General features: G+C 68.6%; 24 protein-coding genes and 1 pseudogene. 13 read left to right on the top strand and 12 right to left on the bottom strand.

The annotated features are described in order from the left end of the window. Window positions 1-48: 48 nt before the first annotated feature. From ACUVWL_RS05410 to ACUVWL_RS05395, 4 genes are all read left to right on the top strand, one after another. Window positions 49-723 carry a response regulator transcription factor gene (locus ACUVWL_RS05410; RefSeq protein ID WP_014647407.1) on the top strand — a complete coding sequence of 225 codons (675 nt, stop codon included), beginning with the start codon at window positions 49-51 and terminating at the stop codon, window positions 721-723. Continuing rightward, complete coding sequence (locus ACUVWL_RS05405; protein WP_049439413.1) at window positions 720-1,973, top strand: HAMP domain-containing sensor histidine kinase; 1,254 nt, start codon at window positions 720-722, stop codon at window positions 1,971-1,973. Before ACUVWL_RS05410 ends, ACUVWL_RS05405 begins: the two co-directional genes overlap by 4 nt. A gap of 47 nt (window positions 1,974-2,020) precedes the next feature. After that, window positions 2,021-2,407: a diacylglycerol kinase gene (locus ACUVWL_RS05400; RefSeq protein WP_014647409.1), complete on the top strand. Its 387-nt coding sequence runs from the start codon at window positions 2,021-2,023 to the stop codon at window positions 2,405-2,407. 73 nt (window positions 2,408-2,480) lie between these two features. Then, window positions 2,481-4,289 carry a phosphoethanolamine transferase gene (locus tag ACUVWL_RS05395; RefSeq protein ID WP_445978890.1) on the top strand — a complete coding sequence of 603 codons (1,809 nt, stop codon included), beginning with the start codon at window positions 2,481-2,483 and terminating at the stop codon, window positions 4,287-4,289. Here ACUVWL_RS05395 and ACUVWL_RS05390 read toward each other — a convergent pair. Then, on the bottom strand, window positions 4,193-5,113 hold the full coding sequence (locus ACUVWL_RS05390) for a M14 family metallopeptidase (protein WP_033835608.1): 921 nt from the start codon (window positions 5,111-5,113) through the stop codon (window positions 4,193-4,195). The genes ACUVWL_RS05395 and ACUVWL_RS05390 overlap by 97 nt on opposite strands. Before the next feature lie 146 nt (window positions 5,114-5,259). Here ACUVWL_RS05390 and ACUVWL_RS05385 point away from each other — a divergent pair, with 146 nt between their 5' ends. The 4 genes from ACUVWL_RS05385 to ACUVWL_RS05370 are packed head-to-tail and all read left to right on the top strand — an operon-like array spanning window position 5,260 to window position 9,196. Next, the gene (locus ACUVWL_RS05385) at window positions 5,260-5,913 is read left to right on the top strand and encodes a DUF3348 family protein (RefSeq protein ID WP_014647411.1); all 654 of its coding nucleotides are present in this window, start codon (window positions 5,260-5,262) and stop codon (window positions 5,911-5,913) included. A 10-nt stretch (window positions 5,914-5,923) separates the two neighbouring features. Continuing rightward, window positions 5,924-8,188 (top strand): DUF802 domain-containing protein, encoded by a 2,265-nt coding sequence (locus ACUVWL_RS05380; RefSeq protein WP_445978889.1) that lies wholly within the window; start codon window positions 5,924-5,926, stop codon window positions 8,186-8,188. After that, the gene (locus ACUVWL_RS05375) at window positions 8,185-8,823 is read left to right on the top strand and encodes an OmpA family protein (protein WP_049439405.1); all 639 of its coding nucleotides are present in this window, start codon (window positions 8,185-8,187) and stop codon (window positions 8,821-8,823) included. The genes ACUVWL_RS05380 and ACUVWL_RS05375 overlap by 4 nt, the downstream gene beginning before the upstream one ends. Then, complete coding sequence (locus ACUVWL_RS05370; protein WP_343229550.1) at window positions 8,741-9,196, top strand: DUF2894 domain-containing protein; 456 nt, start codon at window positions 8,741-8,743, stop codon at window positions 9,194-9,196. The genes ACUVWL_RS05375 and ACUVWL_RS05370 overlap by 83 nt, the downstream gene beginning before the upstream one ends. 249 nt (window positions 9,197-9,445) lie before the next feature. On the opposite strand, the pseudogene ACUVWL_RS05365 reads toward ACUVWL_RS05370, so the two are convergent. The 10 genes and pseudogenes from ACUVWL_RS05365 to ACUVWL_RS05320 all read right to left on the bottom strand — a co-directional run bounded on the left by ACUVWL_RS05365 (window position 9,446) and on the right by ACUVWL_RS05320 (window position 21,147). Beyond that, window positions 9,446-9,892: pseudogene (locus ACUVWL_RS05365) on the bottom strand (REP-associated tyrosine transposase). A gap of 170 nt (window positions 9,893-10,062) precedes the next feature. Next, window positions 10,063-10,821, bottom strand: coding sequence for a 2,3-dihydro-2,3-dihydroxybenzoate dehydrogenase (locus ACUVWL_RS05360; RefSeq protein ID WP_445978888.1), 759 nt, complete (start codon window positions 10,819-10,821; stop codon window positions 10,063-10,065). Further along, window positions 10,812-14,702 carry an enterobactin synthase subunit F gene (locus ACUVWL_RS05355; RefSeq protein ID WP_111205411.1) on the bottom strand — a complete coding sequence of 1,297 codons (3,891 nt, stop codon included), beginning with the start codon at window positions 14,700-14,702 and terminating at the stop codon, window positions 10,812-10,814. Before ACUVWL_RS05355 ends, ACUVWL_RS05360 begins: the two co-directional genes overlap by 10 nt. Further along, window positions 14,699-14,956 carry a phosphopantetheine-binding protein gene (locus ACUVWL_RS05350; protein WP_049439394.1) on the bottom strand — a complete coding sequence of 86 codons (258 nt, stop codon included), beginning with the start codon at window positions 14,954-14,956 and terminating at the stop codon, window positions 14,699-14,701. Before ACUVWL_RS05350 ends, ACUVWL_RS05355 begins: the two co-directional genes overlap by 4 nt. After that, entirely contained in the window at window positions 14,956-15,588 is a 633-nt protein-coding gene (locus tag ACUVWL_RS05345) for an isochorismatase family protein (RefSeq protein WP_111205410.1), read from the bottom strand. Before ACUVWL_RS05345 ends, ACUVWL_RS05350 begins: the two co-directional genes overlap by 1 nt. Continuing rightward, window positions 15,588-17,240 carry an AMP-binding protein gene (locus ACUVWL_RS05340; RefSeq protein ID WP_197574564.1) on the bottom strand — a complete coding sequence of 551 codons (1,653 nt, stop codon included), beginning with the start codon at window positions 17,238-17,240 and terminating at the stop codon, window positions 15,588-15,590. The genes ACUVWL_RS05345 and ACUVWL_RS05340 overlap by 1 nt, the downstream gene beginning before the upstream one ends. Continuing rightward, window positions 17,237-18,430: an isochorismate synthase gene (locus ACUVWL_RS05335; RefSeq protein WP_329767905.1), complete on the bottom strand. Its 1,194-nt coding sequence runs from the start codon at window positions 18,428-18,430 to the stop codon at window positions 17,237-17,239. Before ACUVWL_RS05335 ends, ACUVWL_RS05340 begins: the two co-directional genes overlap by 4 nt. Continuing rightward, on the bottom strand, window positions 18,427-19,623 hold the full coding sequence (locus tag ACUVWL_RS05330) for an MFS transporter (protein ID WP_014647422.1): 1,197 nt from the start codon (window positions 19,621-19,623) through the stop codon (window positions 18,427-18,429). Before ACUVWL_RS05330 ends, ACUVWL_RS05335 begins: the two co-directional genes overlap by 4 nt. A gap of 151 nt (window positions 19,624-19,774) precedes the next feature. Then, window positions 19,775-20,086, bottom strand: a complete 312-nt coding sequence (locus ACUVWL_RS05325; protein WP_041863547.1) for a DUF3817 domain-containing protein — start codon at window positions 20,084-20,086, stop codon at window positions 19,775-19,777. A gap of 125 nt (window positions 20,087-20,211) precedes the next feature. Further along, complete coding sequence (locus ACUVWL_RS05320) at window positions 20,212-21,147, bottom strand: TIGR03571 family LLM class oxidoreductase (protein WP_346601204.1); 936 nt, start codon at window positions 21,145-21,147, stop codon at window positions 20,212-20,214. Window positions 21,148-21,213: 66 nt separating this feature from the next. On the opposite strand from ACUVWL_RS05320, the gene ACUVWL_RS05315 reads away from it, so the two are divergent. The 5 genes from ACUVWL_RS05315 (at window position 21,214) to ACUVWL_RS05295 (ending at window position 25,403) form a co-directional block, all read left to right on the top strand. Beyond that, on the top strand, window positions 21,214-21,663 hold the full coding sequence (locus ACUVWL_RS05315) for a GNAT family N-acetyltransferase (RefSeq protein ID WP_346601205.1): 450 nt from the start codon (window positions 21,214-21,216) through the stop codon (window positions 21,661-21,663). A gap of 97 nt (window positions 21,664-21,760) precedes the next feature. Then, the gene (locus tag ACUVWL_RS05310) at window positions 21,761-23,281 is read left to right on the top strand and encodes a thioredoxin family protein (RefSeq protein ID WP_445979157.1); all 1,521 of its coding nucleotides are present in this window, start codon (window positions 21,761-21,763) and stop codon (window positions 23,279-23,281) included. A 585-nt stretch (window positions 23,282-23,866) separates the two neighbouring features. Next, on the top strand, window positions 23,867-24,496 hold the full coding sequence (locus ACUVWL_RS05305; protein ID WP_049440860.1) for a superoxide dismutase: 630 nt from the start codon (window positions 23,867-23,869) through the stop codon (window positions 24,494-24,496). Next, window positions 24,493-25,071 carry a flavin reductase family protein gene (locus tag ACUVWL_RS05300; RefSeq protein ID WP_032962524.1) on the top strand — a complete coding sequence of 193 codons (579 nt, stop codon included), beginning with the start codon at window positions 24,493-24,495 and terminating at the stop codon, window positions 25,069-25,071. Before ACUVWL_RS05305 ends, ACUVWL_RS05300 begins: the two co-directional genes overlap by 4 nt. Beyond that, window positions 25,068-25,403, top strand: coding sequence for a tetratricopeptide repeat protein (locus ACUVWL_RS05295; protein WP_014647429.1), 336 nt, complete (start codon window positions 25,068-25,070; stop codon window positions 25,401-25,403). The genes ACUVWL_RS05300 and ACUVWL_RS05295 overlap by 4 nt, the downstream gene beginning before the upstream one ends. Before the next feature lie 5 nt (window positions 25,404-25,408). On the opposite strand, the gene ACUVWL_RS05290 is transcribed toward ACUVWL_RS05295, so the two are convergent. Further along, entirely contained in the window at window positions 25,409-26,557 is a 1,149-nt protein-coding gene (locus tag ACUVWL_RS05290; RefSeq protein ID WP_014647430.1) for a fatty acid desaturase family protein, read from the bottom strand. Window positions 26,558-26,565: the final 8 nt, after the last annotated feature.

Genomic DNA, 26,565 nt, shown 5'->3' with positions numbered 1-26,565 from the left:
TTCGGCCATCGATCGGGCAGAGTTCGGCCACGCGCAAGGACGCATGCCATGACCCGCCTGCTGATCATCGAAGACAACCCCGAGCTGGTTGCCAACCTGTATGCCTTCTTTGAACCGCTCGGCTACGTGCTGGACGACGCGCGCGACGGCGCCAGTGGCCTGCGCCGGGCCACGCAGCACGACTACGACGCCATCCTGCTGGACCTGATGCTGCCGCGCCTGGACGGCATGACGCTGTGCCAGAAGCTGCGCCAGGAGTTCCAGAACCCGGTGCCGATCCTGATGCTGACCGCGCGCGATCCGGTCGAAGACCGTGTGCAGGGCCTGGCCCTGGGCGCGGATGACTACCTGGTCAAACCGTTTTCGCTGGTGGAACTGGATGCACGGATCAAGGCCCTCGTACGAAGGGCACAGGGGCGCCAGGTCCAGAGCGTGCTGGCGTGGAAGGACCTGCAGGTGGACACGCGCTCGCCACAGGCCTGGCGGCAAGGCCGCTGCATTGCGCTGACGCCCACGTCGCACAAGCTGCTGATGTGCCTGGTGCGTGCAGCTCCCGCCGTGGTGCGCAAGCAGGAGATGGAATACCTGGTCTGGGGCGACGAGCCACCGGACAGCGGCGCGCTGCGAACCCACATCCATGAGCTGCGCCTGCAGGTGGACCGCAGCTTCGACACCGCGCTGATCACCACGGTGCACAGCGTCGGCTGGCGCATGCAGGCGTGAGCCCTGCCTCCCTCTACCGCCGCCTGAGCCTGCGCACCCGCATCACGATCTCGTTCGTGCTGTTGATGGCCGGTGCCATGGGCTTCATCGTACTGGCCGAACAGGTCGACTACGACCAGGTCCGGACTGCTGTCGTCGCACGGACCCAGCACGGCGAAGTGCAAAGGCTGCAGGCCGCGCTGGATCGTGGCCAACGCCCCGCCCTGCCACCAGGGACCCAGCTGTTCGATGCCCAGGACGTGCCTGTCGTGCTGCGCCAATACGGCCCGGGCTACCACGGCGAAGAGGCGCCCAACGAGTGGCACCTGCGTGTGTTCGACAGTGGTGGCCAACGCTACTACCTGCTGCAGGACGCCGCACCCTATGGCTATCTGGAACACCTGATCAATGCCTTTGCGGCACTGGTCATTTCGGTCTGCGTGTTCGGCGCCTTCCTGATCGGCCGCAAGGTCGCTACCCACGTCATCGCGCCCATCACACGATTGGCCGATGCGGTGCAGGACGGCCACAAGCCCTTTCCCTACCAGGACGCACGCGACGAGATCGGCGTGCTCGCGCGCGCCTTTGCCCGCCATAGTGACGAGCTCGAACGGTTCCTGCATCGCGAGCAGTGCTTCAGCGGCGATGCCAGCCACGAGCTGCGCACGCCCTTGGCCATCATCGGCGGTGCTGCCGAAACGCTGGCCTGCCAGCTTCCGGCCGACAGCCACCTGGTTCCCAGCGCGGCACGCATCCTGCGTACCACCCAGGAGATGCAGCGCCAGCTGACCTGCCTGCTGCTGCTCTCGCGTGCCCCCGGCGCCGTGCCGCGCAACGCGGTGGCCCTGCGTCCGCTGCTCGAATCCTGCATGGAGCGCTGCCAGCCCTGGCTTTCCGGCAAGCCGGTGACCGTTGCGTTTGATGCCCGGCATGACGCCGTGCTGGTCACCAACGCGGATCTGGCGCACAGCATCATCTGGAATCTGCTGCGCAATGCCTGCCAGTACACCGAAAGCGGCGAGGTGCGAATCACCCTCCACGACACCGCACTCATCGTCGCTGACACCGGACCCGGCCTGCCGTCCAGCATCGACCCACGGCAGTTCCAGCGCTTCGCGCCGGGTGGCGCGCACAGCGGCGAGGGGCTGGGGTTGTCGATCGTGCAGCGCATCGTCGAGCACCTGGGCTGGACGATGACCGTGCAATCCTCCGGGCAGGGGTGCCGGTTCACCCTGCGCTGGCCCCGCCCCCCGCATCTGACGGATTCCTGACATCGGGCTGCACATGCTCCGGGCTGCTCCCCCGCTCTGGAGACGGCATGCAGCACCCCAAGGACAGCGGCAAGTACCCGCACGGCAAGACCGGATTGAGCCGCATCTTCCACACCCTCATCCATTCGCGCGATGGCTTCATCGCCACCTTTCGCGGCGAGGCGGCGTTCCGCCAGTTGTTGCTGCTGCACGCGCTGCTGATGGCGGCTGCGTTCGTGCTGGACATCAGCACGGTCGAGCGGGCACTGGTGCTGGCGGTCTGCTTCATCAGCCTGCTGGTGGAACTGCTCAACTCGGCGATTGAAGCCGTGGTTGATCGCATCTCGCTGGAGAAGCATCCGCTGTCCAAGAACGCCAAGGACATGGGCAGCGCCGCGCAGACCACCGCGTTGTTGATGGTGGGTGCGGTGTGGGGCGTGATCCTGCTGGGCTAGCCCGGCAATCCTGACAACTTCCTGATAAGGCCGTTTCGATACTGCGCGCACTCCTGTTCCGCGGAACCTGCTCGTGCGTCAATGCCTCCGTTTCCCGCGGTCCCATCCAATCGTTCTGGTCTGGGCCGCCGCACTGTTCTTCGCCACGATTGGAAACATTGCCCTCTGGAAGACGCTCTGGGGGCTGATCGATCTCAACAGCCTGCGCAGCATGCTGTTCCTGGCCAGCCTGCCGCCGCTGCTGTTCTGCCTGTTCAACCTGCTGCTGACGCCACTGCTGGCACTGCCATTCCTGCGCAGGCCGCTGCTGGTGCTGCTCGTTGTCGTCAGCGCCGCGTGCAGCTACTTCATGCTGCACTACAACGTGCTGATCGATCGCAGCATGGTGCAGAACGTGTTCGAGACCAATCAGGCCGAACTGAACGCCTATCTGTCGCTGCCGCTGCTGTTGACCCTGCTGGCGCTGGGCATGCTGCCCGCTGCCGGGCTCGCCCTGGTGCGCACCACCAGCGGGGCCGGTTCGATACGTTCGCTGCTGGTGTGGCCGGCCAACGTCCTGGCGTCGCTTGTGGTGCTGCTGGTGATCGGCTTTTCGTTCTACAAGGACTACTCCTCGCTGCTGCGCAACAACCGCTACATCCGCGACCAGGTACTGCCGTTGAACGTGGTGCGCCATACCCACGGCTACCTGAAGAGCCTCTACAGCACCCGCCAGCAACCGTTGCGCCCAATCGGCACGGACGCGCGGCGCTTTCCGGGCCCGCGCCCGAAGCTGGTGGTCATGGTCGTCGGCGAGACCGCGCGTTCACAGAACGTCCAGCTCAACGGCTACCCACGCGCGACCAATCCCCGGCTCTCGCGCAAGGATGGCGTCATCAGCTTCAGTGATGTTTCCTCATGCGGAACCGCAACGGCGATTTCGGTACCGTGCATGTTCTCGCAGATGACCCGCCAGCAATACGACGACGTCCGCGCGGCGACCGAGGAGAACGTGCTCGACATCCTGCAGCGTACCGGCGTCGGCGTGCTCTGGCGCAACAACAACAATGGCGGCTGCAAGGGCGTGTGCGAGCGCGTTCCGACCGAGGACATGCCCGCACTCAAGGTGGCCGGCCGGTGCGTCAACGCCGACGGCACCTGCTACGACGACGTGCTGCTGCATCAGCTCGGCGCACGCATCGACGCCATCCACGGCGATGCCCTGGTCGTGCTGCATCAACTCGGCAGCCATGGGCCGACCTACTTTGAACGGTATCCCGCAGCGTCGCGGGCCTTCAGCCCGACCTGCGACAGCAACCAGATCCAGCACTGCAGCAACGAGGCACTGGTCAACACCTATGACAACACCCTGGTGCATACCGACCAGGTGCTGGCGGAGACCATCGACCTGCTGCAGGGCTATTCGGACCACCGCGACGTTGCGCTGATCTATATCTCCGACCATGGTGAGTCGCTCGGCGAACGCGGCATGTACCTTCACGGCACGCCCTACTTCATCGCCCCGCGCGAACAGACCCAGGTGCCGATGGTGATGTGGTTCTCAACGGAGTTCAGCCGCAACGCGGGCCTGGACATGGCCTGCCTGCGTGGGAATGCGCTGCACCGCGCCTACAGCCACGACAATGTCTTCCATTCCCTGCTGGGCCTGTTCGGTGTCAGCAGCAGCGTGTACCAGCGCGATCTGGATGTCTTCGCCGGCTGCCGGGCGACGACCGGCGCGCCGCTCGCCACCGCGCCGGCCAAGCGGCACCGGCTGATGCCGGTCACCGCCCGGAACGTGGCACGCTACTGTGCGGCCAGGGCGAAATCCAGGCCGGCGCATACCGCCGCCACCTGGGCGTCGTTGCATTCCTGCGGGTTGGTGCGCGGGCTGTCCGGGTAGACCTCGGTGGTGGTGGCAAAGCGTGCATCAGTGAAGCCGGCGCAGGCACCAATCGAACGCGATTCGCCCCAGACCACGCCCGGCGACTGCAACGGCAGGCCGACCAGGTTGCCCTCGGCGTCGGCCGGGGCGATATGGGTGACCGGGGCGACGGCGGCGATCAGGGCCTTCTGGAACTCGGCCTGCGGATCCTCGCTGTTGCCGATCACGTAGAAGCCGTCCGGAATGGTGTCGCGCTCGAACGGCTTGCCGTCGCGGGCGCAGCGGGCCGGATCGAACTCGTGCAGGTCGCTGTCGGTGGTCTCGTGCAGGTCCAGGTGCACCAGCAGGTTCGGCTTGCGCTCGGCCACCCAGCGCATCAGCGCGGCGGCTTCCTCGATCTGGCCGCCGTCACGGAAGCTGCGGTTCGGGTCGACGGCATCCGGGTTCCAGCGCTGGATGCGCTCGTAGCCCCATGGGCTGACGCACGGCGCCACGATCAGGTTCAGCCGGCCCAGGTAGCGCTCGGCCTGCTGTTCCAGGAACTGCAGGGCGCCATGCACGCCACTGGTCTCATAGCCGTGCACGCCGCCGGTGATCAGCGCGGTCGGCAGCGCCGGGTTCCAGTCGTGGTTGACCACGGCGAACAGCGGGTAATGGTCCGGCGCGTAGTCCAGCTGACCGTACTGGATCACATCGAAGCTGTCGTCCAGGCGTTCAAGCGCGGCCACCACATCGTCGTGGTAGCTGCGCTGGCGCTGCTGGCGGGCCCGCCACTGTGCGCGTTCCGCGTCGCCCCAGGGCTGTCCGGGGGTGCCGATCGGGTAGAACTGCGCAACAGTCATTGGGGAACTCCAGGGGTCGAACGGATGGGTGCAGCCGGACATTCTAAGCCTTGTCGCGCCTGCGGGGCCCCTCCCCCCGGCCCCGCCTTCATCCAGGCCGGGTCATCTGGTTGTAAAATCAACGGTTTTTGGCCCCTCACCCCTTGATGGCGAACGCAGCGCAGCCGGTCCTGGGTGGACCGGAGTTCCTCCGCCTGCTCGCCCGTCTCAGCGACGGCGCGATGCCGGCCACCAGTCCCGCCCTGACCGATCGCCTCGGCCAGTGGGTGGACTGGAGCCGCGCCGTGGCCCTGTCCGGGGCGCTCGGCGGACGCCTGCCCGAGCCCGGTGAAGCCGCCGAAGCGCTCGAGGATGTGCTGGCCGACTGCGCGCAGGCGCACGCCAGCCTGCTGGCCTCGATCAGTGAGGATGCCGAAGCCGAGCGCCTGCTGGACCTGGCCGAAGCCGCCGCTGTACCCAACTTCGCCTCGCTGCGCCAGCGCTATCGGGTGCTGCAGCAGGCCATCCAGACGGCCACCGGGCGCCTGCGCGGCCGCCTGCGCGACCAGCTGGTGCAGGTTTCACCCGAGCTGGCGCGGCTGGCCGAGGTCGATGCGGTGATGGAACAGACCCTCACCCCGCGCGAGCACAGCCTGCTGGCCACGGCGCCGGCGGTACTCGGCGCCCGTTTTGAACGCGTGCACGGCCAGCCCGGCTGGCGCGCGGCCTTCCGCCATGACATGCGCACCCTGCTGCTCGCCGAGCTGCAGCTGCGCTTCCACCCGATCGAAGGGCTGCAAGACGCCCTGCGCTCCCACTGACCGGAACACCATGTCCAGAACTGTTTTCCATGTCGTTGTTTTCCTTGTCGGCCTGCTGGCCGTGTGCTGGATCGGCATTGGCTACGTTTCGGTGCATCCGCTGGGTGCAGCGGTGGCGGCGATCATCGCGGCCTGCTACGTCGCCGGTGGCGTGGAGCTGTATCGCTACCGCCAGGCCAGCAACGGCCTGCGCAGCGCGCTGAACGACCTGTCCAGCGCGAAGGAAAGCCTCGCCGCCTGGCTGGAACGCGTGCCGCTGGGCCTGCGCAACGCCGTGCGCCTGCGCGTGGAAGGCGAGCGCACCGCCCTGCCCGCACCGGTGCTGACCCCATACCTGGTTGGCCTGCTGGTGCTGCTGGGCATGCTCGGCACCCTGCTGGGCATGATGGACACGCTGCGTGGCACCGGCCTGGCGCTGCAGAGTGCGACCGACATGGCCGCGATCCGCGGCTCGCTGGCCTCGCCGGTGCAGGGCCTGGCGGTGGCATTCGGTACCTCGATCGCCGGTGTGGCCAGCTCGGCCATGCTCGGCCTGCTGGCGGCATTGCTGCGTCGTGACCGCCTGCAGGCCGTGCAGCAGCTGGACCGCGCCATTGCCGGCGACCTGCATCCGTACTCGCAGGCCTGGCAGCGCGCCGAATCGCTGCGCCTGCTGCAGGCACAGTCTGCGGCGCTGCCGGCGCTGGTCGACCGCCTGCAGGCGATGACCAGCACTTTTGAACAGCACAGTGCGGCCGCCAATGAGCGCCTGCTGGCCGGCCAGGCCGAGTTCCTGACCCAGAGCCAGGCCCTGCAGGAACGCCTGGCCGTCTCGCTGCAGCAGTCGCTGCGCGAAGGTGCCGAAGCCAGCGCCGCCGCCATCGGTGGTGCGCTGCAGCCGATGGCCGAAACCACCCTGGCTGGCCTGGCCCATCACGGCGAAGCACTGCATGCCCGCGTCGAGCAGGCCGTGCAGCAGCAGCTGGCCGGCCTGAGCGAGGGTTTCGAGCGCAGCCGCGTCGCCACCGAGGCCAGCTGGGCCAAGGTGGTGAGCGAGCAGACCCAGGCACAACAGGCGCTGGTCAGTGATCTGCGCCAGCACCTGCAGGCCTTCAGCGATGGCCAGGGCACGCACGCCGAAGCACTGGTCGCGCGTATCGGCGAGCGCCTGCAGGCCAATGCCCGCGGCAATGCCGAGGCATGGCGCGCCGCCGCCGAACAGCAGCAGGCACTCAACAGCGCGCTGGTCGAACGCCAGCAGCAGGCGTTGCTGGCCTCCAGCGAGCATCTGGACGCGCGCGCGCAGGCGCTGCTACAGGCGCTGGAGCAGCACCACAGCACCAGCCAGGCGCTGCTGCAGGACCACGAACTGCAGCGTTCGCAGCAGTGGCAGGCCGCGCAGGCCGCTGCCGCGGCCGCGCACGCCGAACTGCAGGCTGGCCTGGACAGCCGCGAGCAGCAGCGCCAGGCGCGCTGGGACGCGATCAGCGCCGAGCTGCAGCAGGCCCACGCCGCGCTGCAGGCGCAGCTGCAGGCCGGCGACGAACAGCGCCTGCAGCGCTGGAGCGAAGCCTTGCAGCACGTTTCCAGCGACCTGGCCGAGCGCCTGCAGGCCAACGGCGAACACCTGGCTGCGCAGCAGCAGCAGGTCTGCGACACCCTGGCGGCCACCGCACAGCAGATCGGCGAGAACGGTCGCGCGCAGGCCAGCGCCACGCTGGCTGAAGTGTCTACCCTGCTGCAGACCGCCGCGGCCGCGCCCAAGGCTGCTGCCGACGTCATCAACGAGCTGCGCAGCACGCTGTCCGAGAGCCTGGTGCGTGACAACGCGATGCTGGAAGAGCGCGGCCGCCTGCTGGCCACCGTGCAGACCCTGCTGGATGCGATCAATCACGCTTCGCACGAGCAGCGCACCGCTGTGGACGCACTGGTCGGTGGCTCGGCCGAGCTGCTGGAGCGGGTTGGCAATCGCTTCACCGACCATATCGCCGCAGAGACCGGCAAGCTGGATGGCATTGCCGCAGCGCTCAACGGCAGCGCTGCCGAAGTGGGCCAGCTGGCCGGCACGTTCGGCGAAGCGGTCGCGCAGTTCGGCAGTGCCGCCACCGAGCTGTCCGGCCGCCTGGAACAGATCGGCGGCGCACTGGATGCCTCGCTGGCCCGCAGCGACGAGCAGCTGGCCTACTACGTAGCCCAGGCGCGCGAGGTGGTCGACCTCAGCCTGCTGTCGCAGAAGCAGGTGATGGAAGAACTGCAGCAGCTGGCCGCGCGCCGCGGCAAGGCCGGCAGCGCATGAGCGACGAGCTGGAGGTCGACGGCGGTTCGCATGCCCCGATCTGGGCAGCCTTCGGCGACCTGATGTCGGTGCTGCTGGGCGCGTTCGTGCTGATACTGGTCGGTGTGGTCGCCGTGCAGCTGGAGCTGTCGCAGCGACTGGACCAGGAAGTGAAACAGCGCCAGGCCGAAGGCAAGCGCCTGCAGACGCTGGAGCAAGCGTTGGCTGGACCGCTGGCGGCCGGCCGCGTGACGCTGGTGGATGGCCGCATCGGCATCAGCGGCAGCGTGCTGTTCGCGCTGAACTCCGACCAGCTGCAGCCCGAAGGCCAGGAGCTGCTGCGCAGCCTGGCCGCACCGCTGGCCGCCTACCTGGGCAGCCGCGAAGAGATCCTGATGGTCAGCGGCTTCACCGATGACGCGCCGGTACGCGAAGGCAACCGGCGTTTCGCCGACAACTGGGAGCTGTCGGCGCAGCGCTCGCTGACCGTGACCCGCACCCTGATCGCCGATGGCGTACCGGCGGACGCCGTGTTCGCCGCTGCGTTCGGCAGCGAGCAGCCGGTCAGTTCCAATGCCGATGAGGAAGGCCGCGCACGCAACCGTCGCGTCGAGATCGCGCCGATTCCCAAGCCCAAGGCCCCGGATGCCAAGTAAGTCGCCAGCGCTCGAAGGCCTGCGCGCACTGGTGCGCGACCTTGATGCAGGGTCGCGCTCGCTGCCGCATTACCCGCAGGTGCCGATGCTGCAGCAGGTGCAGCGCGAGTGGTCGGAGCTGCGCAGCGAGCTGCAGGTGCGCCGCTCCCTGCGCGCCGAGGCCCCGGCTGACGGCGGCCCGCTGAACTCGGCGGTGCTGGTGCAGCGCATGCTGGACACGATGCAGGCCACCAGCCCCGGCTACCTGCGCCACTTCATCGACTACGTGGACACCTTGTCCTGGCTGCAGGCACTGCAGGATGGCGCCGCCAGCGGTGCGGATAGCGCAAAGCCGAAGCGCACGCGCAAGCCGCGCCAGACGCCGAAGGAGTAGCGCCGGCTGCTGGCCGGCGGCTACGCGTCTCCGCGCGGGTCATGGGGTTGCCGGCCAGCGGCCGGCACTACCATCGCGGGTGCTCTGTGCGCGGAACACGATCTGCGCTGCGCTTCGGTTCTGCCGTGGTACTGCCGGCCGCTGGCCGGCATCAAACCGGACCGACCACGGCCGAAGCGCACTCAAGCGGCGCCGAACAGCGAATGGCCGCGCTGAACATTGACTGGTAGTGCCGGCCGCTGGCCGGCATCACACCCAGACCGACCACGCATGCGGATACTCGCCAATCTGCCCAGCAAGACCGGCGCGTACCGGATTCCCCCGGATGTATAGCGCTTGCCGCGCCATCGACTCCTCGGCCCTCACGGCATGATCGAAGTAGCCGGGCTGCCACACCGTACTTCAACGGCCCGCCAAGCGATTCAGGGCAAGCGCGCTCGACGATTTCATCCGGCGTGCGATGTCTGGAAGGTGGGCTGCGCGCAGCTCGAACATCCGGTGGACGTGATCCGGCATGACGACCCATGCGTGTGACCGTACGAGCCCGCGCTGCTCGATGTAATCGAACTGGTCGATCACACATGCTGCTGCAGCTTTGCTTTCAAGGAGCCGGCGGCGCTGATGCGTGGTAGTTGTCAGAACGTAGACCTGGCCGATGATCGAGTGACGGCCCAGGCGGAGGCGATGGCTGCTCATGCGCCATGGTGGGTCGATCATTGCGCGTTGGCTGTCGGGCCATGGCTCGACGGGGGTTGGGAGATGTCTGAAGGTGAATGAGGTTGCCGGCCAGCGGCCGGCACTACCGGGGGCCGTAGGTTGCCGGCCAGCGGCCGGCACGACCACAGCCGGCAGGCGGCCGTCGGGGCTCAGCCGCGCAGGGTGGCGCCGCCGTCGACGTACAAGTCGCTCATCGCCACGTGCCCGGCCTGTTCCGAGAGCAGGAACATCACCGAGTGCGCGATGTCCTCGGGGGTGGCCAGCTTGCGCAGTGGAATGCCGGCCTTGTAGGTCTCCAGGTTGCCGGCGATCACCCGCTCGGCACCGTGCTCGTCCTGCCACATGCCGGTCTGCATCGGGGTCAACGTCGATCCCGGGGCGACGATGTTGCAGCGGATGCCCAACGGCGCCAGCTCCAGTCCGAGGCAGCGGGTGAACATGGTGGCGGCGGCCTTGGATGCCGCATAGGCGGCCATCCCGTGTCGCGGCACACCGGCCGCATTCGAGCTGACGGTAACCATCGCGCCCTGCCCGCGCGGCGACATCACCCGCGCCAGAGCACGCCCGACATGGAACACGCCGTCGGTGTTCACCGCGAACACCCGGCGCCAGTCGTCATCGCCGGTCTCGGTCACGCCGCCCACATGCAGCACACCGGCCACGCTGGCGGCCAGCATGATCGGTCCGATGCTGGACTCGACCCGATCCACCAAGGCGTCGACGGCCGCACTGTCGGTCACGTCAAGAGCAAACGCCTGCACACGTGCATCCGCGAACATGGGCGCTTCGCGATCAGTCGCCACCACGATGCAACCGGCCGCGGCCAACAGCCGTACCAGTGCATCACCGATGCCCCCGGCGGCACCGGTCACCAGCGCCACACGACCTTCAAAACCGGTCAATTGCATGTTGCGGTCTCCTGTTGCTCGTCCCAGTGGCGCAACCGCGCCGACAACCACGGTGCCAGCTGCGCCACCGCATCGCGGCCGGTCAGTTCGGCGTGCAGGAACGGCAGTTCCAGTGCCTGCACCTTGCGCGCGTGGCTCCGCCACAACGCCGACTGCAGCTGTGGCCGCGCCTGGTGATCCCGGCCAGCGCGGACGTGCACCAGCGTGCCCTCGAACGGCCGGTGGATATGTTCACGGATCAGCCGATTGGTACCGGTCACCGCGCGCACCACGCCGTCAAGCACCACATCCGGCAGGCTGCCCAGTGCACTCCCGCCGCGACGCAGGAACGCGAGTATGCGTTCCCGGCTGTCCAGTTCCGGATGCGCATCCGGGTCATGGCCGGCAATCGCCAGTAGTGCCCGCAGTGCGGCGACGGCGTCCGGTTCAGGCTCGGCCCGCCAGCACTCGCTGGGATAGGCGTCCAGCAGCACCAGCTCTCCAACGTCGCGGCCGATCTCATGCAGCCGCACCGCCATCGCCTGGGCCAGGATGCCGCCCACCGACCAGCCCAGCAGATGCACCGGCCCCTTCGGCTGCAGTGCGACCACGCGCTGTACGTAGTCGTTGGCCATCGCCTCGATGCTGCTCGGCAGTGGCAGCCGCGCGTCCAGTGCCGGCGACTGCAGGCCATACACCGGGCGGGCTGGTTGCAGTGCCCGGGCGAGCGTGCGGTAGTTCCAGGCGATGCCACCGGCCGGGTGCAGCACGAACAGCGGCGTGGGCCCGGCAGCGTCGGTTGCGGCCAGCGCGATCACCGGCCCCAGCGCGTGATCGGCCAGCGCGGGTGGCGCGGCAATACGAACCGCCAGCGCGGCCACGGTGGGCTGGGCAAACAAGGCGCCCAAACCCAGATCGCAGCGCCAGCGCTGCTCGATCGCCAGCAGCAGGTGCACCGCCGACAGCGAGTCACCGCCGAGACTGAAGAAGTCCGCATCCACCGCCACCGGCGCCTCACGCCCAAGCGCCTGTGCGAACAGCAACGCCAGCTCCTGTTCCAACGGCGTGCGCGGCGCCAAGCCGGCAACTTCACGTTGCGGTGGCTTCGGCAACGCATTGCGGTCGAGCTTGCCGTTGGCGGTCACCGGCCAGTGGTCCACACCAACGATGGCCGAGGGCACCATGTAGTCCGGCACACGCGTGGCGAGGTGGCTGCGCAGCATTACGGCATCGGCAAGCGCGGTCGGCACATAGGCCACCAGACGCGCTTCGCCGGGAGCATCCTGGCGTAGCAGCACTTCCACCCGCTCCATGCCCGGCAGTTCGCGCAAAGCCGCCTCGATCTCGCCCAGTTCGATGCGCAGGCCGCGCAGTTTCACCTGATGGTCGCTGCGGCCCAGGTACTCCACCGCACCATCGCGGCGCCAGCGCGCCACGTCGCCGGTGCGGTAGATGCGCTCGCCCGCCAGGAAAGGATCGGCAAGGAAGCGTTCGGCGGTCAGATCGTCGCGACCGAGATAGCCGCGTGCCAGCTGCACGCCGCCCAGGTACAGGTCACCGGCCACACCGACCGGCACCGGCTGCATCCGGGCGTCCAGCACGTACAGGCGGGTGTTCCAGACCGGGAAGCCGATCGGCACCGGCCGCGAGCAATCCTGCGCTGACGCCGGCCAATAGCTGACATCCACTGCGGCCTCGGTCGGGCCGTACAGGTTGTGCAGTTCTGCGCGCACGCGCGCATGGAAGCGGTCGCGCAACGCAGCGTCCAGCGCCTCGCCACTGGTGAATACGCGGCGCAGCTGCAAACCTTCGGAGGCCGGCGCAGCGAGGAAGGCGTCGAGCATCGACGGCACGAAATGCGCGGTGGTGATGCCATGGCCCCGGATCAAGCGCGCCAGCTCGGTGGGATCGCGATGCGCATCGGGCCTGGCAACCACCAGCGTTGCCCCGCACAGCAGCGGCAGGAAGAATTCCCAGACCGAGACATCGAAGGTGGCCGGGGTCTTCTGCAGCACGCGGTCATCGGCGCCGATGTCGTAGTGCTCGCGCATCCACAGCAGGCGATTGACGATCGCGCGGTGTTCGACGACCACGCCCTTGGGCTCGCCGGTCGAACCGGAGGTATAGATCACATAGGCGGCATCGCTGGGCGCAGGATCCGCCCATGGCGCCGCAAAACTCAGCGCGGTCCACTGCTCCGGCGCGAGCACCGGCACACCGGCCATGCGCACCGATACGTCTGGCGCAGCCAGTACGCACACCGGCTGCGCCGACGCAAGAATACGTGCCAACCGCTCGTCAGGATGGGCAAGGTCCAGCGGAAGATAGGCCGCGCCTGCGCGCAGCACCGCGACCAGCGCGAGCACCAGTTCCAGCGAGCGCGGCAATGCCACCGCGACTACGCTGCCCGGGCCGACGCCCATCCCGCGCAGTTGTGCGGCAAGCGCGAAACTGCGCGCTTCCAGCGTTGCATAGTCGAGCGTAGTGTCGCCGAACACCAGCGCCGGCGCGTGCGGATCCCGATCCATGCCCTGCTGCAGCAGTTCAACCAGGGTAGTCTCGGGAAGCGCGTGCGCGGTGGCATTGAAACCGTGCAGCACCTGCTGCGCCTCCTCAAGCGTCGCCAAAGGCACGGCTGCGATATCGTCAGCCTGCAATGCTGCCGACACGAAATGCAGCAACCGCGCTGCATGCGCCTCGACATCCTCGCGACTGTACAGCGCGGGATTGGCCTCGATCTCCAGATCGAGAAGGTGCTGGCCATCGCCACGGAAGCCCAGTGTCAGATCATCCACCGGCCCGGTGCACAGCACCTCCAGCGTCGCCTGCACGCCGGCCAGCGCCAGCGGCTTGTAGAACGGCTGCACATTCACCAGCGGACCGTGCAGGCGCTGCTGCGCGCCGACCAGCCCCAGGTCCCGGCGCAGCTGCTCACTGCGGTAACGGCCGCGCTTGCGACCCTGGCTGAGCTGCCGGCCCAGGCCGCGGGTGAAGGCCTCGACGCTGCCCTCGCCGGCCGCTACGCGCAGCGGCAACACGTTCATCGCCATCGCCGGCACCCGCGCCGACGCGTTGCCGAGCCGGCCCATGTAGGGCACGCCCAGCACCACTTCATCGGCGGCGCTCATCCGCCGCAGGTACTCGCCCGCCAGCGCGGCCAGCACATCCGGCCAGGGCTGCAGCCAACGTGCCGAGGCCTGCAGCAGCTGCTCACGGAAGGCCGCATCGAGCGGCTGCACCCAGCGCAGCGCATCGTCGCTGGCCGCCACGGTACCGGCCAGGCCCACGCCCGCCGGCGCCCCCTGCAACTGCTCGCGCCACCAGCGCCCGGCCTGCGCACGACGCGGGTCGGCACGATAGGCGGCGTCATCCGCCAGCACGCCCGCCAGCCCTGGCAGCGGTTCAGCCATGCGACCGGCATGCAACGCGCACACGCGATCGGTGAACAGCGCCATGCCGTAGCCATCGGCGGCCAGATGATGCACGCGCAGGTACCAGACCCAGCGCTGCCCGCCCAGGTCAAACAACACCTGCTGACTGATCCGGTCACGGGTGGGATCGACCGGGCTCAGACGGTCGGTGTGCATCAGGTTGCGTGCCGCAGCGGCGGGATCCGCCGCGGTGGAAACATCGCGCACCGAAAGCAGCGGCACGTGTGCCGGGTCATGCCACTGCAGCGGCTGGCCATCGGCCCCTTCGGCAAAGCGCAATGCGAAGGCCTGGGCCTCGCCTGCAGCCTGGTCTGCCGCTGCAATGAACGCGGCCACGTCCAACGGGCCGTCGATCCACACCGCGTGCGCGGTATTGAATGACGGATTGTCCGGTGCCAGCCGCTGTGCGAACCACAGTCCGGCCTGGGCCTCGGTCAATGCCACCGGTGTGGCCAGCGCAGCGGCGTTCATGCGTTCTGCGCGGCCTGCAGTTGCTGCACCACAGCCCACCACTGGCGCAGCGTGGTGTGCTCGGCCAGCTGTGAGAACTCCAGCGGCAATCCGGTGTTGCCCCAGGCCAGGACCAGGCCGAGCATGCGCATCGAGTCCAGGTCCAGGTCGATCAGGTTGTCGTCGTCGCCGATCTCTGCTGGCTCGCACTCCAGAACGCGCGCCACGTCGGCACGCATGCGCTCCAGATCCAGCACCTCACCCGTGGCAGCCATCACAGCACCTCCAGCAGCTGGTCGGTGGTCATCGGCACCCCGCTGGTGCGCGCAATCCAGTGCAGCGCCTGATCATGATCGGCGCGCGAGAAGTCCGCCACGGCATCGGCGGCGATGAAGGCCTCGATATCACGCTGGAACGCTTCGACCACGGTCGCGGTGCAGCCGATATGCGCGTACACGCCGGTCACCAGCAACTGGTCGCGGCCACGCACCCGCATCAGCGTCTCCAGGTTGCTGCGCTGGAACGCGCTGTAGCGGTGCTTCACCAGCACGTGCTCGCCAGGCTGCGGTGCCAGTGCCTCGATGATTGGTTCATGGTCGGTGCTGCGACGCATGCCTGGTCCCCACAGGTCGGCCTGCAGGCCACGGTCACGGCGGTCCTGGTCGCCATGCTGGGCGGTGTAGAACACCGGAATGCCGTGCGCGCGGCAATGCGCCAGCAGCCGTGCGATGTTGTCCACTGCCGGCCGCAGCGGTGCGTTGCCGGCGTCGAATGCGGCCAGGAAATAGCGCTGCATGTCGTGCACCAGCAGCGCGACACGATCGCGCTGCGGGCGCCACGGGCCGCGCGCCTGCGGCAGTTCGGCGGCAGTCGGCAAGGGGTAATCGGTGATACGGGGCAGCGCCATCAGCGCGTTCCTCCTGTCTGTTGCAGATGACGCGCACGCAGCTGCGCGCGCAGTTCGCGGCGGCTGATCTTGCCGACCGCGGTGGTATCGAAACTGTCGACGAACACGACCTGGTCGGGCACCTTGAACGCGGCCAGGCCGCGCCCGCGCATCCAGGCCTTCAGTGCCGGGGCCTTGATCGGCTCACCCTGCTGGATCACGAACGCGCAGCTGCGCTCACCGAGATACTCGTCAGGAATGGAGACCACGGCGGCGTCGAACACGCCGGGGTGGGCCAGAAGGTGATCTTCGATCTCCTCGGCGGAGATTTTCTCGCCCGCCCGGTTGATGTGGTCACCGGCACGGCCCTGCACCACCAGGTAGCCTCCGGGCAGCTGCTGCACGCGGTCGCCGGTGCGGTAGAAGCCGTCGTCGGTGAACGAACGCGCATTGGCCACCGCATCGTTGTGGTAGCCACGGATGGTGTAAGGGCCGCGGGTCAGCAGATGCCCTACCTCGCCTTCCGGCACCGGCTGGTCATGGTCATCGACCACGCGCACCTCGTCGTCCGGGCTGATCGGCCGGCCCTGGCAGGCTACGATCAGTTCTTCCGGATCATCCAGCCGTGTGTAGTTCACCAGGCCTTCGGCCATGCCGAACACCTGCTGCAGGGTGCAGCCCAGGCCGTCAATCACCCGCCGTGCGGCTTCCGGCACCAGTTTGGCCCCGCCTACCTGCAGTACCTGCAGGCTGGACAGGTCGTGCTTGCTGGTGGCGGCGGCCTGTGCCCACAACAGCGCCAGCGGCGGCACCAGCCCACAGCAGGTCACTTGCTCACGCGCGATCAGCGGGAAGGCCACGTCCGGCCCCGGACCGGGGCTGAGCACCACGCGGGCACCTGCATACAGCGCGCCGAAGAAACCGGGCGAGCTCATCGGGAAGTTGTGCGCGGCCGGAAGCGCGACCAGGTACACGCTGTCGCGGTCGATGCCGCAGAGGTCATTGCTGGCACGGAACGAGTAGATGTAGTCGTCGTGGGTGCGTGGAATCAGCTTGGACAGCCCGGTGCTGCCACCGGAGATCTGCAGGAACGCCACCGACTGCGGGTCCGGGTCGGCCGGCAGCTGGTTGCGGTCTCCCTGCAGCGCCTCGAGCGTGGTGAACTCTGCTGCGTCGCCATCGATGACCACGTTGCGCAGTGCCGGCACCTCGGCCTGCAGCGCCCGCGCCAGCCCGCGATGATCAAAGCCATCGTGCAGGTCGGCAGTGATGTAGGCACTGGCTTCGGCCTTGTTGGCGAAGTGCACCAGCTCGGTGATGCGGTGCGCCGGCAGCGCGTACACCGGCACCAGGCCGGCGCGGAACAGCCCGCATACGGTGGCGATGAACCCGGCGGTGTTGCCCAGCTGTACCAGCACCCGCTCACCGGGTTGCAGGCCGAGTGCCAGCAGTCCGGCACCGATGCGACCGGCCTCGTGCCACAGCTGCGCGTAGCTCAGGCGCACATCGCCAGCGACCACGGCGATGTCATCAGCGTAGCGTTCCGCACGCTCACGCAGGAACGCCGGGAAGGTCTCGCCGCGCCAGTAGCCCGCCTCGCGATAGCGCGCCACCAGCGCATCGGGCCATGCCTGCTGCAGTGGCAGGCGGGAAGAAACAGTGGGCGTGTTCATGCAGCAGGCTCGATGACGGGCGCGGCGTCGTGGACGCCCAACGCGTTCAACAGGGCGGCAAACTTCGCCGCGGTTTCGGCGACCTCGGCCTCGGGCTGCGACTGGGCAACGATGCCGGCGCCGGCGTACAGGCGCAGCTGCGTGCCCTGCAGGCGTGCGCAGCGGATCGCCACATACCAGTCACCATCCCCTTGCGCATCCAGCCAGCCGACCGCACCGGCATAGAAGCCACGCGGCACCGGCTCAAGCTCGCGGATACGCTGCAGTGCCGCCAGCCGGGGTGTACCGCAGACCGCCGGCGTTGGATGCAACTGCGCCAGCAGCTCGGCCGCCGATGTCTTCGGATCCTTCAGGGTGGCGTGGATGCGGGTGCCGAGATGCCACATGCTGGCGGTGGCATGCAGCACCGGGCGCGGCTGCGCATCGATGTGGCTGCAGTACGGCGCCAGGCCCTCGATGATGGCCTCGACCACGTGGCGGTGCTCGTCATGGTCCTTGTTCGAAGCCAGCAGCGCCTGCGCGGCGCGCTCGTCCTCGGCGGCATCGGCACTGCGGCGCGCGGACCCGGCCAGCGGGTGCGACAACAGCTCGGCGCCACGCTTGCGCAGCAGCAGCTCCGGTGTTGCGCCGACCAGCCAGGCCGGTGCGTGCCCCGGTTCAACCGGAAGCGGCACCGCATAGGTCGCCACCGAGGGATCCGCGCCCAACCGCGCCAGCAGCACCTCTGGAGACAGCGCATGGCGGCTGTGCGCCAGCAGGCTGCGCGCCAGCACCACCTTGTGCAGGTCCTGGTCGGGCGCGCGCAGCGCCTTCACTGCCGCGGCAACCGCGGCTGCATAGTCCTGCGCTGCGGGCTCCGCCTGCAGCGGACCCTGCAGCGCCGGCGCCGCCCGTGGTTGCAACGGCAGGGCCGGCAGCAGGCGCTCGGGCTGGTACAACGCGTCGTCGGCACGCGGTTCGAATGGCACCGCACCGACCAGCAGGCCCGGACCGCCACGCTGCTGGGCGAAGAAGGCCGCAACGCGCTCCGCCAGGGTTGCCAGCGCGCCACCCGGCAGCGCGAGGCGGCAACCGCGTGCGTGCACATGCTGGCCGGCATGCTGCAGCAGGAACAACGACGCGTCGTCAGTGCTCTCCAGCGGCGCGGGCGCAGCCTCCGGCCACGCGCCCTGCATCAGGGAATCGTTCATGGGGTCTCCTTCATCCGATGCGCTGCAGCCAGCGCGCACAGCAACAGCAGCAGCGCGCCGACCAGCAGATATGGCAGGCTGGGCCCGCCGCGATACAACAGCGTGCCGAGCATCGGCCCGGCCACCATGCCCAGCCCCTGCGCGGCAGCGACCGTGCCCGCCGCGGCACCCTGCTCGTGCGCTTCCACCGCGTCGGCGGCCAGCGCCTGGAACGAGGGGAATACGAAGCCCATGCCGAACGCGGCCAGCGCGTATGCCGCCGGCAACTGCCAGCCCTGCTGCACGCCCGCCACCGAAGCAAAGCCAATGCCGGAAATCAGCGCGCCGAGGATGATCCAGCGGCGCGGATGCACCTCCAGCTTCATCACCAGCGCCTGCGCCAGGATCAGGCCGATGCCGACCGCGGTCAGCGCGATGCCGGCCATGCGTGCACCAGCGGCAGCATCCAGGCCCAGGCGATCAATCGCGAAAAAGCCCACCGTCACCTGCGCGATGGTCACCGAGACCATGGCGATGAGCGCCGCCAGCTGCGGCAGGCGCAGGCGCGGGTCGAGGCGGCTCATCGGCGCGCGGCGCTGTGCGGACGCGCCAACCACCGGCGGTGTAGCCGGCAGCCGCCAGGCCAGCAATGCCAGTGCCAGCAGCGGCAGCAACGCGGCCACGTACAGCGCCAGCGAAAGGTTGGTATAGGCAAGCCAGCCGGCAGCGGCCGGCCCGAGCACCATGCCCAGCGCATTGGCGCTGCCCAGTCGGGCGAGGAATTTCGCACGTTGGCCGGTCGGTGCCTTGTCGGCGATGATCGCGGCTGCGGTGGGCGGCACCGCCGCGTAGAACAGGCCGATCAGGCCTCGCGCACCGACCAGCACCAGCACCGATACCAGTACCGGCGGCACCGCCTGCAGGGCAACGTCGATGAACACCGCCAGCGCGATGTAGACCACGGTGTAGGCGCTCATCGCCAGCATCAGCACGCGCTTGCGGCCGATGCGGTCGCTGAGCTGGCCCCATGGGCGCGCGGCCAGCATCCACAACGCGCCCGCGGCGGTGACCGACAGTCCGGCATGCCACTCGGACAGCCCGAGCATGCGGACCACCGGACCGATCACGGCGACGAAGGACATCATCGCCATGGTGCCGATCAGGGCGGCCACTACCAGCGCCGGCAAGCCGGGAACGACGGGACGTGCGTGCATGGAACACCAGCCGTAACAGGAAGGGATCGCCGGGCGCACGTGCGCCCCGCCCGGCGCCGGCCCTGCTCAGGACCGGACGCCATCCTCAAATGATAACGGCTCGTATTTGCATTTGATACCCATTCTCTTGAACGGGCACGCAACAGCGACTTCAGCGCACCGCGCGCAGGCCCAACAGGCCACGGCGCTTGAACCACCATTCCAATGGCAGCGTCACCAGCGGCGGGATGGCTGCCAGTAGCGCCAGCGCACTGGCCCACCACGGCCAGCGCAGGCGCAACGCCGCGAACAGCGTCACCGCCACATAGAGCAGGAACGCCACGCCGTGCAGGGGTCCGAACAGCTTCACCAGGGCCACGTTGGCCATGGGGCCGTACTTCATCCACATGCCGATGAGCAGGCCGGCCCAGGTCACGGCCTCGATGAAAGCGACCGCGGCGAACAGGCGTCCGCTCGGGTGCATGGGGGAACGTTGGGTCACACGGGGCTCCGGCAGCGGGGTATCAAATGCGAATGATACGCATATGCACACTGCATGTAGAGCCGAGCCGTGCTCGACTGCTGGAGCGTGTCCACCAAGGTGGACACCTACCGGGGCATATTCGGCAGAACCTGCCCCCCGATCTCACGCAACACCGCGTCCATCGGCCGCCCGTTGTCGACCAGATTGAACATCACGTGCGCCACGCCCTGCCCATGCACGCGCAGCAGATAGTCACGCAGGCCATCGCGGCCGACCTTCAGGCCCAGCGGCAGCGGCTCGGCTGGCGCCTGCGGATCTGCCTGCAGATCCAGAAGCATCGACTGCACGAATGGCTTGCCCGGCCCACCGCGCTGCACCAGCGCCTGCTGCCACAGGCCGATGCGCCCCTCCTGCGCGGCCTCCTCACGATGATAGGTGGCCCAGCCTTCGGCCTCGCGCGCGATCCACTGCAGGCTCTGCCGCGCGGTACCCACCACCAGCATCGGGATGCGGGTAGCCGGCGCCGGCAGCACGTCGAAGCCACCCGTGGCCTGCAGTACGGCGGTCCGCGCATCGGCCTCCGGTGACAACGCCGCGCGCAGCAACGTCCAGCGCTCACGGAAGGTCGCCGCCCTGCCCTCCAGATCCTCGCCGAAGGCGGCGAATTCTTCCGGGCGGTCACCCGAACCCAGGCCCAGCACGAACCGCCCTGCACTGATCCGGTCCAGGCTCAAGGCCGACTTCGCCACCTGCAACGGCTGGCGCAACGGCAACACGATGGCGGCGGTACCGACCGTGATGCGCGTGGTCGCGGCGGCCAGCATGCCCAGCCACAGGAAGGGGTCGTCCAGCGCGCTCGCCGTCGCGTCCGGACCCTGCGGCACCATCAACGGTACATCGCGCGCCCACAACGCGGCGAAACCAAGATCGTCGGCCAGCCGCGCAATGCGCCGCGCCGCGCCCGGATCGGCCAGCCCATGCGCCGCAACGGGCGTCATCAGGCCCAGGCTCAGTCCCTGTTGCGGAAACAACGAAGCGTAGGCGGGATTGAATTCACTCATGGGACCAGCTTAGCGTGCAGGCAACCGGCGACGATCACACGCCACACGCCACAGGAAGATCGCTGCATGCCGAGGATCCGCCCCGCCCACATCGATGACATGCCCGCGATGAGCGCGGTATGCCTGGCCGCATTCACTGCGGCCGTCGCGCCCTCGCTCAGCGCGGCCGGCATTGCTACGTTCGGCAGTGTCGCCGCCGCCGATGCGTTCGCTGCACGCCTGCAGGGTGACAACCACATCCTGGTGGCCGAGCAGGATGGCCGCATCCTCGGCGTGGTAGAGCTGAAGGAAGGCCGCCACCTGGCGATGCTGTTCGTCGATCCCGCCTGCCAGGGCCAGGGCATCGGCCATGCCCTGTTCGAAGCCGTGCTGCCGCACCTGCGCACACCGGTGCTGACCGTGCGCGCCTCGCTCAACGCAGTGCCTACCTACCTGCGCTATGGCTTCGTGCTGGACGGTGATGTCGGCGAGTTCAACGGGCTGGTGTACCAGCAGATGGTGCGGGCAGCCGCCTGAGGGCAGCGGGTGTCATGCCCCGCTGCACGGCCGATATAAGCAAACTGAATCAGCACACTCCCCGGCCATTCCTACAATGGACTGTCCCCCCTTCGAGATGCCGCCGATGCGCGTCGCGCTTTCCGTGTTGCTGCTGGCTTCGGCGCTGAGCGCCTGCACCCCGGCCCCGGTGTCCACCGCCAGCTCCGCCGAGGCGCCCGCGCCGGCGTCCGCCATCGCCTGGCGCCAGGGCGATGTGGACGATGCCTTCGCCGAGGCCGCCGACAGCGGAAAGCCGGTGCTGCTGTACTGGGGCGCGGTCTGGTGCCCGCCGTGCAACCAGCTCAAGGCCGGCCTGTTCAAGGACCCGGCGTTCATCGCGTTGACCGGCAAGTTCGTGCCGGTCTACCTGGATGGCGACGAGGAAGGGGCACAGGCCTGGGGCGAACGCTTCGGGGTGCGCGGCTATCCGACCCTGATCGTGCTGGACCCACAACGCACTGAGCTCACCCGCGTGGCCGGCGGCAACGACGCGGCCGAACTGACCCGTGCGCTGACCGTCGCGGCCGGGCGCCGCAGCGCCATCGCCGCCACCCTGGCGACGGCACTGGCCACGCCGGACAGGCTGGCCGCCGAAGACTGGCAGGTGCTGGGCGACTACGGCTGGGAAGTCGACGCCAACCGCCTGGCCGGCGAGCGCAGGAGCCAGGATGTGCTGCGCCAGCTGTCCAAGGCCGCACCCGACGCGGCGCTGCAACGCCGCTTCGCCCTGCTGGCCCTGGCCACCGCCGACACGCCCGCCAGCTCGCCCACCGAGGTGCGTGAGCTGCTGCAGGCAGTGCTGGCGCAACCTGCCGAAGTCCGTCGTAACCGCGAACTGCTGGGTTACGCGGGCGCGACGCTGGTCAAGCAGGCCAGTGCGGGGCCGGCCACCAGCAACACGCTGGGACGGCAGCTGCTGGTCGCACTGGAGCGCGCAGATGCCGAGCGCGGTGATCGCGCCGACGACGCGTTGTCGCGTGCGCTGACCGAAGTGTCGCTGGCACGTCAGCAGCAGCCCAACGGCCCACTGCCCGCGGCCCTGGTTGAGCGGGTCAAGCAGCGCGTGGCCGCTGCCGATGCCGCCGCCACCGATGCGCATGCACGCCAGGCCACGATCAGCAGCGCGGTCTACGCACTGCGCCAGGTCGGCGACGACGCGGGCGCCGAGGCGCTGTTGCTGGCCGAGCTGAAGCGCAGCGAGCAGCCGTACTACTACATGCCCGAGCTGGCCGAACTGGCCGAGCAGCGCGGCGACACCGCCGGCGCACTGGAGTGGCTGAAGCGCGCCTACGATGGCGCGCAGGGCCCGGCCACCCGCGTGCAGTGGGGCGTGCTGTACGTGGAGGGCCTGTTGAAGCTGGCGCCGGACGATGCACCACGCATCGAGCAGGCCACCGCCTCGCTGATCGCCGAACTGGAAGCGCAGCCGTCGGGCTACCACCAGCGTACCCGCCAGCGTTTCGAGCGCCTGGCCGGGCAGTTGAAGACGTGGAGCGGCAAGCACCAGGGCGCCGAAACACTGGCGCGGCTGCAGCAGCGGATGCAGCAGGCGTGCGGGGAACAGGTTGATGGTGCGTGCAAGGATTGGTTGAGTTGAGTTGATGAAGGCGCTGGCGGCTGGTTCGCCTGCCGGCGCTTTTGTTGATATCGGCTGTGACGGGGGAAGGGGCTGGCCGGGACACGCCGTAAACCCATCCTTGGGGGCTCGATGGCGCCATCCATGGCGCCAACGGTCCCGGCCAGCCCCTTCCCCCGCCACCCGACGGTTTCCTGCGAGCGCGGGCAGCACAACAGCGCGCCGGTGAGGTTCGAAAAGCGGGTTCTGGTAGTGCCGGCCGCTGGCCGGCAACCCGACCTTCGCTGATTGCCGGCCAGCGGCCGGCACTACCATGCCGCTCCTGCTCCTGCCTTTGACTCCGTCTCCGCGCCAGCGCAGGGAGCTGTCCTGCAGGGGCTGATGGGTCAGCGCAGGACCGGTGGCGCCACGGATGGCGCCATCGAGCCCCCATGGATGGGTTCACGGCGTGTCCTGCGCTGACCCATCAGCCCCTGCCTGCCAGGAAGAATCAAGGCGACGAACGCGCACGCATTTCAATCCCGCCCCTTGACCTCAACCAATGTTGAGGTGCGATAACAATCTCCCCACGGCCAGCCCCTGGCCTTCCCCACGGAGATTGCTTCGATGTCGTACTCGCTTCCCCCGCTCCCCTACGCCTACGACGCCCTTGAGCCGCACTTCGATGCGCGCACGATGGAGATCCATCACAGCAAGCACCACCAGGCCTACGTCAACAACCTCAATGCCGCCATCGAGCAGGCCGGCATCGCCGAGCTGCCGGTCGAGGCGCTGATCGCCAACCTCGGTGCCGTGCCCGAGGCGCAGCGTGGCGCGGTCCGCAACAACGGCGGTGGCCACGCCAATCACAGCCTGTTCTGGACCGTGCTCAGCGCCGACGGTGGTGCACCCGATGAGGAACTGGCCACCGCCATCGACCGTGACCTGGGCAGCTTCGATGCCTTCAAGGACGCCTTCAGCAAGGCCGCGCAGACCCGTTTCGGCAGCGGCTGGGCCTGGCTGACCAGTGATCGCGACGGCCGCCTGCAGGTCGAAAGCAGCGCCAACCAGGACAGCCCGCTGATGGGTGCAACCGTGGGCCTGTCAGGCAATACCCCGATCCTCGCGCTGGACGTCTGGGAACACGCCTACTACCTGCACTACCAGAACCGTCGCCCGGACTACATCGGTGCGTTCTTCAACATCATCAACTGGACCGAGGTCGGCCGGCGCTACCGCCAGGCCCGGGCCTCATGAGCGGCGAGACAGTGCCGTACGCCGGGCCGTGGGCGGGGGTCTTCCCCGCACCGGCGCCGGTGCCGTCGGTCGAGATGCCGCCGCGTGCCCTGCGGCGGCTGCTCGGCCATTTCCCGACCGGCGTGGCCATCGTCTGCGCGCGCGATGCACAGGGCAAGCCGGTCGGCCTGACCATCAACTCGTTCGTACCGGTCTCGCTGCAGCCACCGCTGGTGCTGTGGAACCTGGCGTTGCACGCGCAGAGCCTGTCCACCTTCCAGCGCGCCACCCGCTTTGCAATCAGCGTGCTGGCGGCCGACCAGGAAGCGCTGGCCCGGCGCTTCGCCGATCCGCAGGTCCGCAATCGCTTCGACGGCCTGGCATTGCTGGATGACGACGAGGACGCCCCACCCCGCATCGCCGGTGCGGTCGCCCATCTCACCTGTACTCGCCACGCACAGTGGCCGGTGGGCGATCACCTGCTGCTGGCCGGCCGCATCATCGACGTGCACGAGAACGGCGGCGCGCCGCTGCTGTTCCATCGCGGCCGCTTCCAGCCCGGCCCGGCCGAACTGCTGGTGGAGGTGCGCGGATGAACATCGAAGCTCTGGAATGCATGCTCGCCGCCGGCAAGGATGGCGCGCTGCTGCGCTTCGGCCTGGGCAAGGGCTGGCTGGATGCCGGCAACCCGGTGCGCGCGGCCACCCATCTGGGCCGCTGCGTGGTGCTTGATCCGCAGTATTCGGCGGCCTGGAAGCTGCTCGGCAAGGCCTGGCTGGCCAGTGGCCAGCCGCAGGCAGCGCGCGAAGCCTGGCAGCGCGGATTGAGCGTGGCCGGCAGCAAGGGCGACCAGCAGGCACGCAAGGAAATGCAGGTGTTCCTGCGCCGCCTGGACCGCGAGCAGGCGGAGCCGGCGAAGGCGGGCTGAGTTGATCAGCCCGCGTTGGCCGATGCCGGTGCGGACATGATGTCCGACATCGGCAGGCGGCGCGGCTTGCTCGGGAACGCGTGGCGCAGGATGCGCCAGACCACCTGGCCGAACTGGCGCGGCAGCGAGCCGTTGTTGTAGTGCTGGCCGTAGCGACGGCAGATGTCCTTCACTTCCTTGGCAATGGCCGCATAGCGGTTGGCCGGCAGGTCCGGATAGAAGTGATGCTCGATCTGGTGGCTGAGGTTGCCCGACAGCACGTTGATCAGGAAGCCGCCGCTGATGTTGGATGAACCGCGCAGCTGGCGCAGGTACCAGTGGCCGCGCGATTCATTGCGCAGGCATTCCTTCGGGAAGGTTTCCGATTCGGCGGTGAAGTGGCCGCAGAAGATGATCACGTAGGTCCAGATGTTGCGCAGTCCGTTGGCCACCATGTTGCCCAGCATCACGGTGAGGAAGAACGGGCCGGCCAGCAGCGGGAAGAACACGTAGTCCTTCAGCACCTGGCGGGCCATTTTCCGCGCCACCGGGCGGGTCTGCAGCCACATCGCACGGCCGCTGATACGGCCCTTCAGCCAGCGGCCCAGGCGCAGGTCCTGCGCGGCCACGCCCCACTGGAACAGCAGCGCGAAGATCGGCGCGATGATCGGCTGCAGCAGGTAGAACGGCTTCCAGCGCTGCTCCGGGAAGATGCGCAGCAGGCCATAACCGATGTCATCGTCCATGCCACGCACGTTGGTATAGGTGTGGTGGCGGAAATTGTGGGTCTTGCGCCAGTTGTCGGCAGTGGCAACGATGTCCCACTCATAGGTATTGCCGTTGAGCTTGGGGTCGCCGGTCCAGTCGAACTGGCCGTGCATGACGTTGTGGCCCAGCTCCATGTTCTCCAGGATCTTCGACAGCGCCAGCAGCAGCGTGCCGGTGATCGCGGCCGGCCACAGCAGCGGCATCCAGAACAGTGGCGAGAACGCCGCCAGGAACAGCAGGCCACGGCCCCCCACGCCAAACCAGCGCACGGCGGCGGCCACGCGGCGGATGTAGCGGGTATCGGAGGCGCCGAGGCTGCCGATCACACGGTCGCGGATCGCGTCGAGTTCCTCACCGAAGGCATGCATCTCGGCAGTACTCAGGGCACGGTCGGTAGCGCGGGTCATGGCAGGCG

Source organism: Stenotrophomonas muris (genome assembly GCF_052751275.1).
The sequence above is the reverse complement of the archived record's forward strand: the minus strand, read 5'-3'. Positions and strand labels throughout refer to the sequence as shown.

Coding starts and splice junctions, on each gene's coding strand:
- ACUVWL_RS05375 (WP_049439405.1), top strand. CDS start 8,185: ATGAGCGACGAGCTGGAGGTCGACGGCGGTTCGCATGCCCCGATCTGG.
- ACUVWL_RS05300 (WP_032962524.1), top strand. CDS start 24,493: ATGAGCGGCGAGACAGTGCCGTACGCCGGGCCGTGGGCGGGGGTCTTC.
- ACUVWL_RS05360 (WP_445978888.1), bottom strand. CDS start 10,821: ATGCAATTGACCGGTTTTGAAGGTCGTGTGGCGCTGGTGACCGGTGCC.
- ACUVWL_RS05410 (WP_014647407.1), top strand. CDS start 49: ATGACCCGCCTGCTGATCATCGAAGACAACCCCGAGCTGGTTGCCAAC.
- ACUVWL_RS05355 (WP_111205411.1), bottom strand. CDS start 14,702: ATGAACGCCGCTGCGCTGGCCACACCGGTGGCATTGACCGAGGCCCAG.
- ACUVWL_RS05335 (WP_329767905.1), bottom strand. CDS start 18,430: ATGAACGATTCCCTGATGCAGGGCGCGTGGCCGGAGGCTGCGCCCGCG.
- ACUVWL_RS05305 (WP_049440860.1), top strand. CDS start 23,867: ATGTCGTACTCGCTTCCCCCGCTCCCCTACGCCTACGACGCCCTTGAG.
- ACUVWL_RS05315 (WP_346601205.1), top strand. CDS start 21,214: ATGCCGAGGATCCGCCCCGCCCACATCGATGACATGCCCGCGATGAGC.
- ACUVWL_RS05310 (WP_445979157.1), top strand. CDS start 21,761: ATGCCGCCGATGCGCGTCGCGCTTTCCGTGTTGCTGCTGGCTTCGGCG.
- ACUVWL_RS05370 (WP_343229550.1), top strand. CDS start 8,741: ATGCCGATGAGGAAGGCCGCGCACGCAACCGTCGCGTCGAGATCGCGC.
- ACUVWL_RS05295 (WP_014647429.1), top strand. CDS start 25,068: ATGAACATCGAAGCTCTGGAATGCATGCTCGCCGCCGGCAAGGATGGC.
- ACUVWL_RS05400 (WP_014647409.1), top strand. CDS start 2,021: ATGCAGCACCCCAAGGACAGCGGCAAGTACCCGCACGGCAAGACCGGA.
- ACUVWL_RS05345 (WP_111205410.1), bottom strand. CDS start 15,588: ATGGCGCTGCCCCGTATCACCGATTACCCCTTGCCGACTGCCGCCGAA.
- ACUVWL_RS05390 (WP_033835608.1), bottom strand. CDS start 5,113: ATGACTGTTGCGCAGTTCTACCCGATCGGCACCCCCGGACAGCCCTGG.
- ACUVWL_RS05380 (WP_445978889.1), top strand. CDS start 5,924: ATGTCCAGAACTGTTTTCCATGTCGTTGTTTTCCTTGTCGGCCTGCTG.
- ACUVWL_RS05330 (WP_014647422.1), bottom strand. CDS start 19,623: ATGCACGCACGTCCCGTCGTTCCCGGCTTGCCGGCGCTGGTAGTGGCC.
- ACUVWL_RS05340 (WP_197574564.1), bottom strand. CDS start 17,240: ATGAACACGCCCACTGTTTCTTCCCGCCTGCCACTGCAGCAGGCATGG.
- ACUVWL_RS05320 (WP_346601204.1), bottom strand. CDS start 21,147: ATGAGTGAATTCAATCCCGCCTACGCTTCGTTGTTTCCGCAACAGGGA.
- ACUVWL_RS05290 (WP_014647430.1), bottom strand. CDS start 26,557: ATGACCCGCGCTACCGACCGTGCCCTGAGTACTGCCGAGATGCATGCC.
- ACUVWL_RS05385 (WP_014647411.1), top strand. CDS start 5,260: ATGGCGAACGCAGCGCAGCCGGTCCTGGGTGGACCGGAGTTCCTCCGC.
- ACUVWL_RS05350 (WP_049439394.1), bottom strand. CDS start 14,956: ATGGCTGCCACGGGTGAGGTGCTGGATCTGGAGCGCATGCGTGCCGAC.
- ACUVWL_RS05325 (WP_041863547.1), bottom strand. CDS start 20,086: ATGCACCCGAGCGGACGCCTGTTCGCCGCGGTCGCTTTCATCGAGGCC.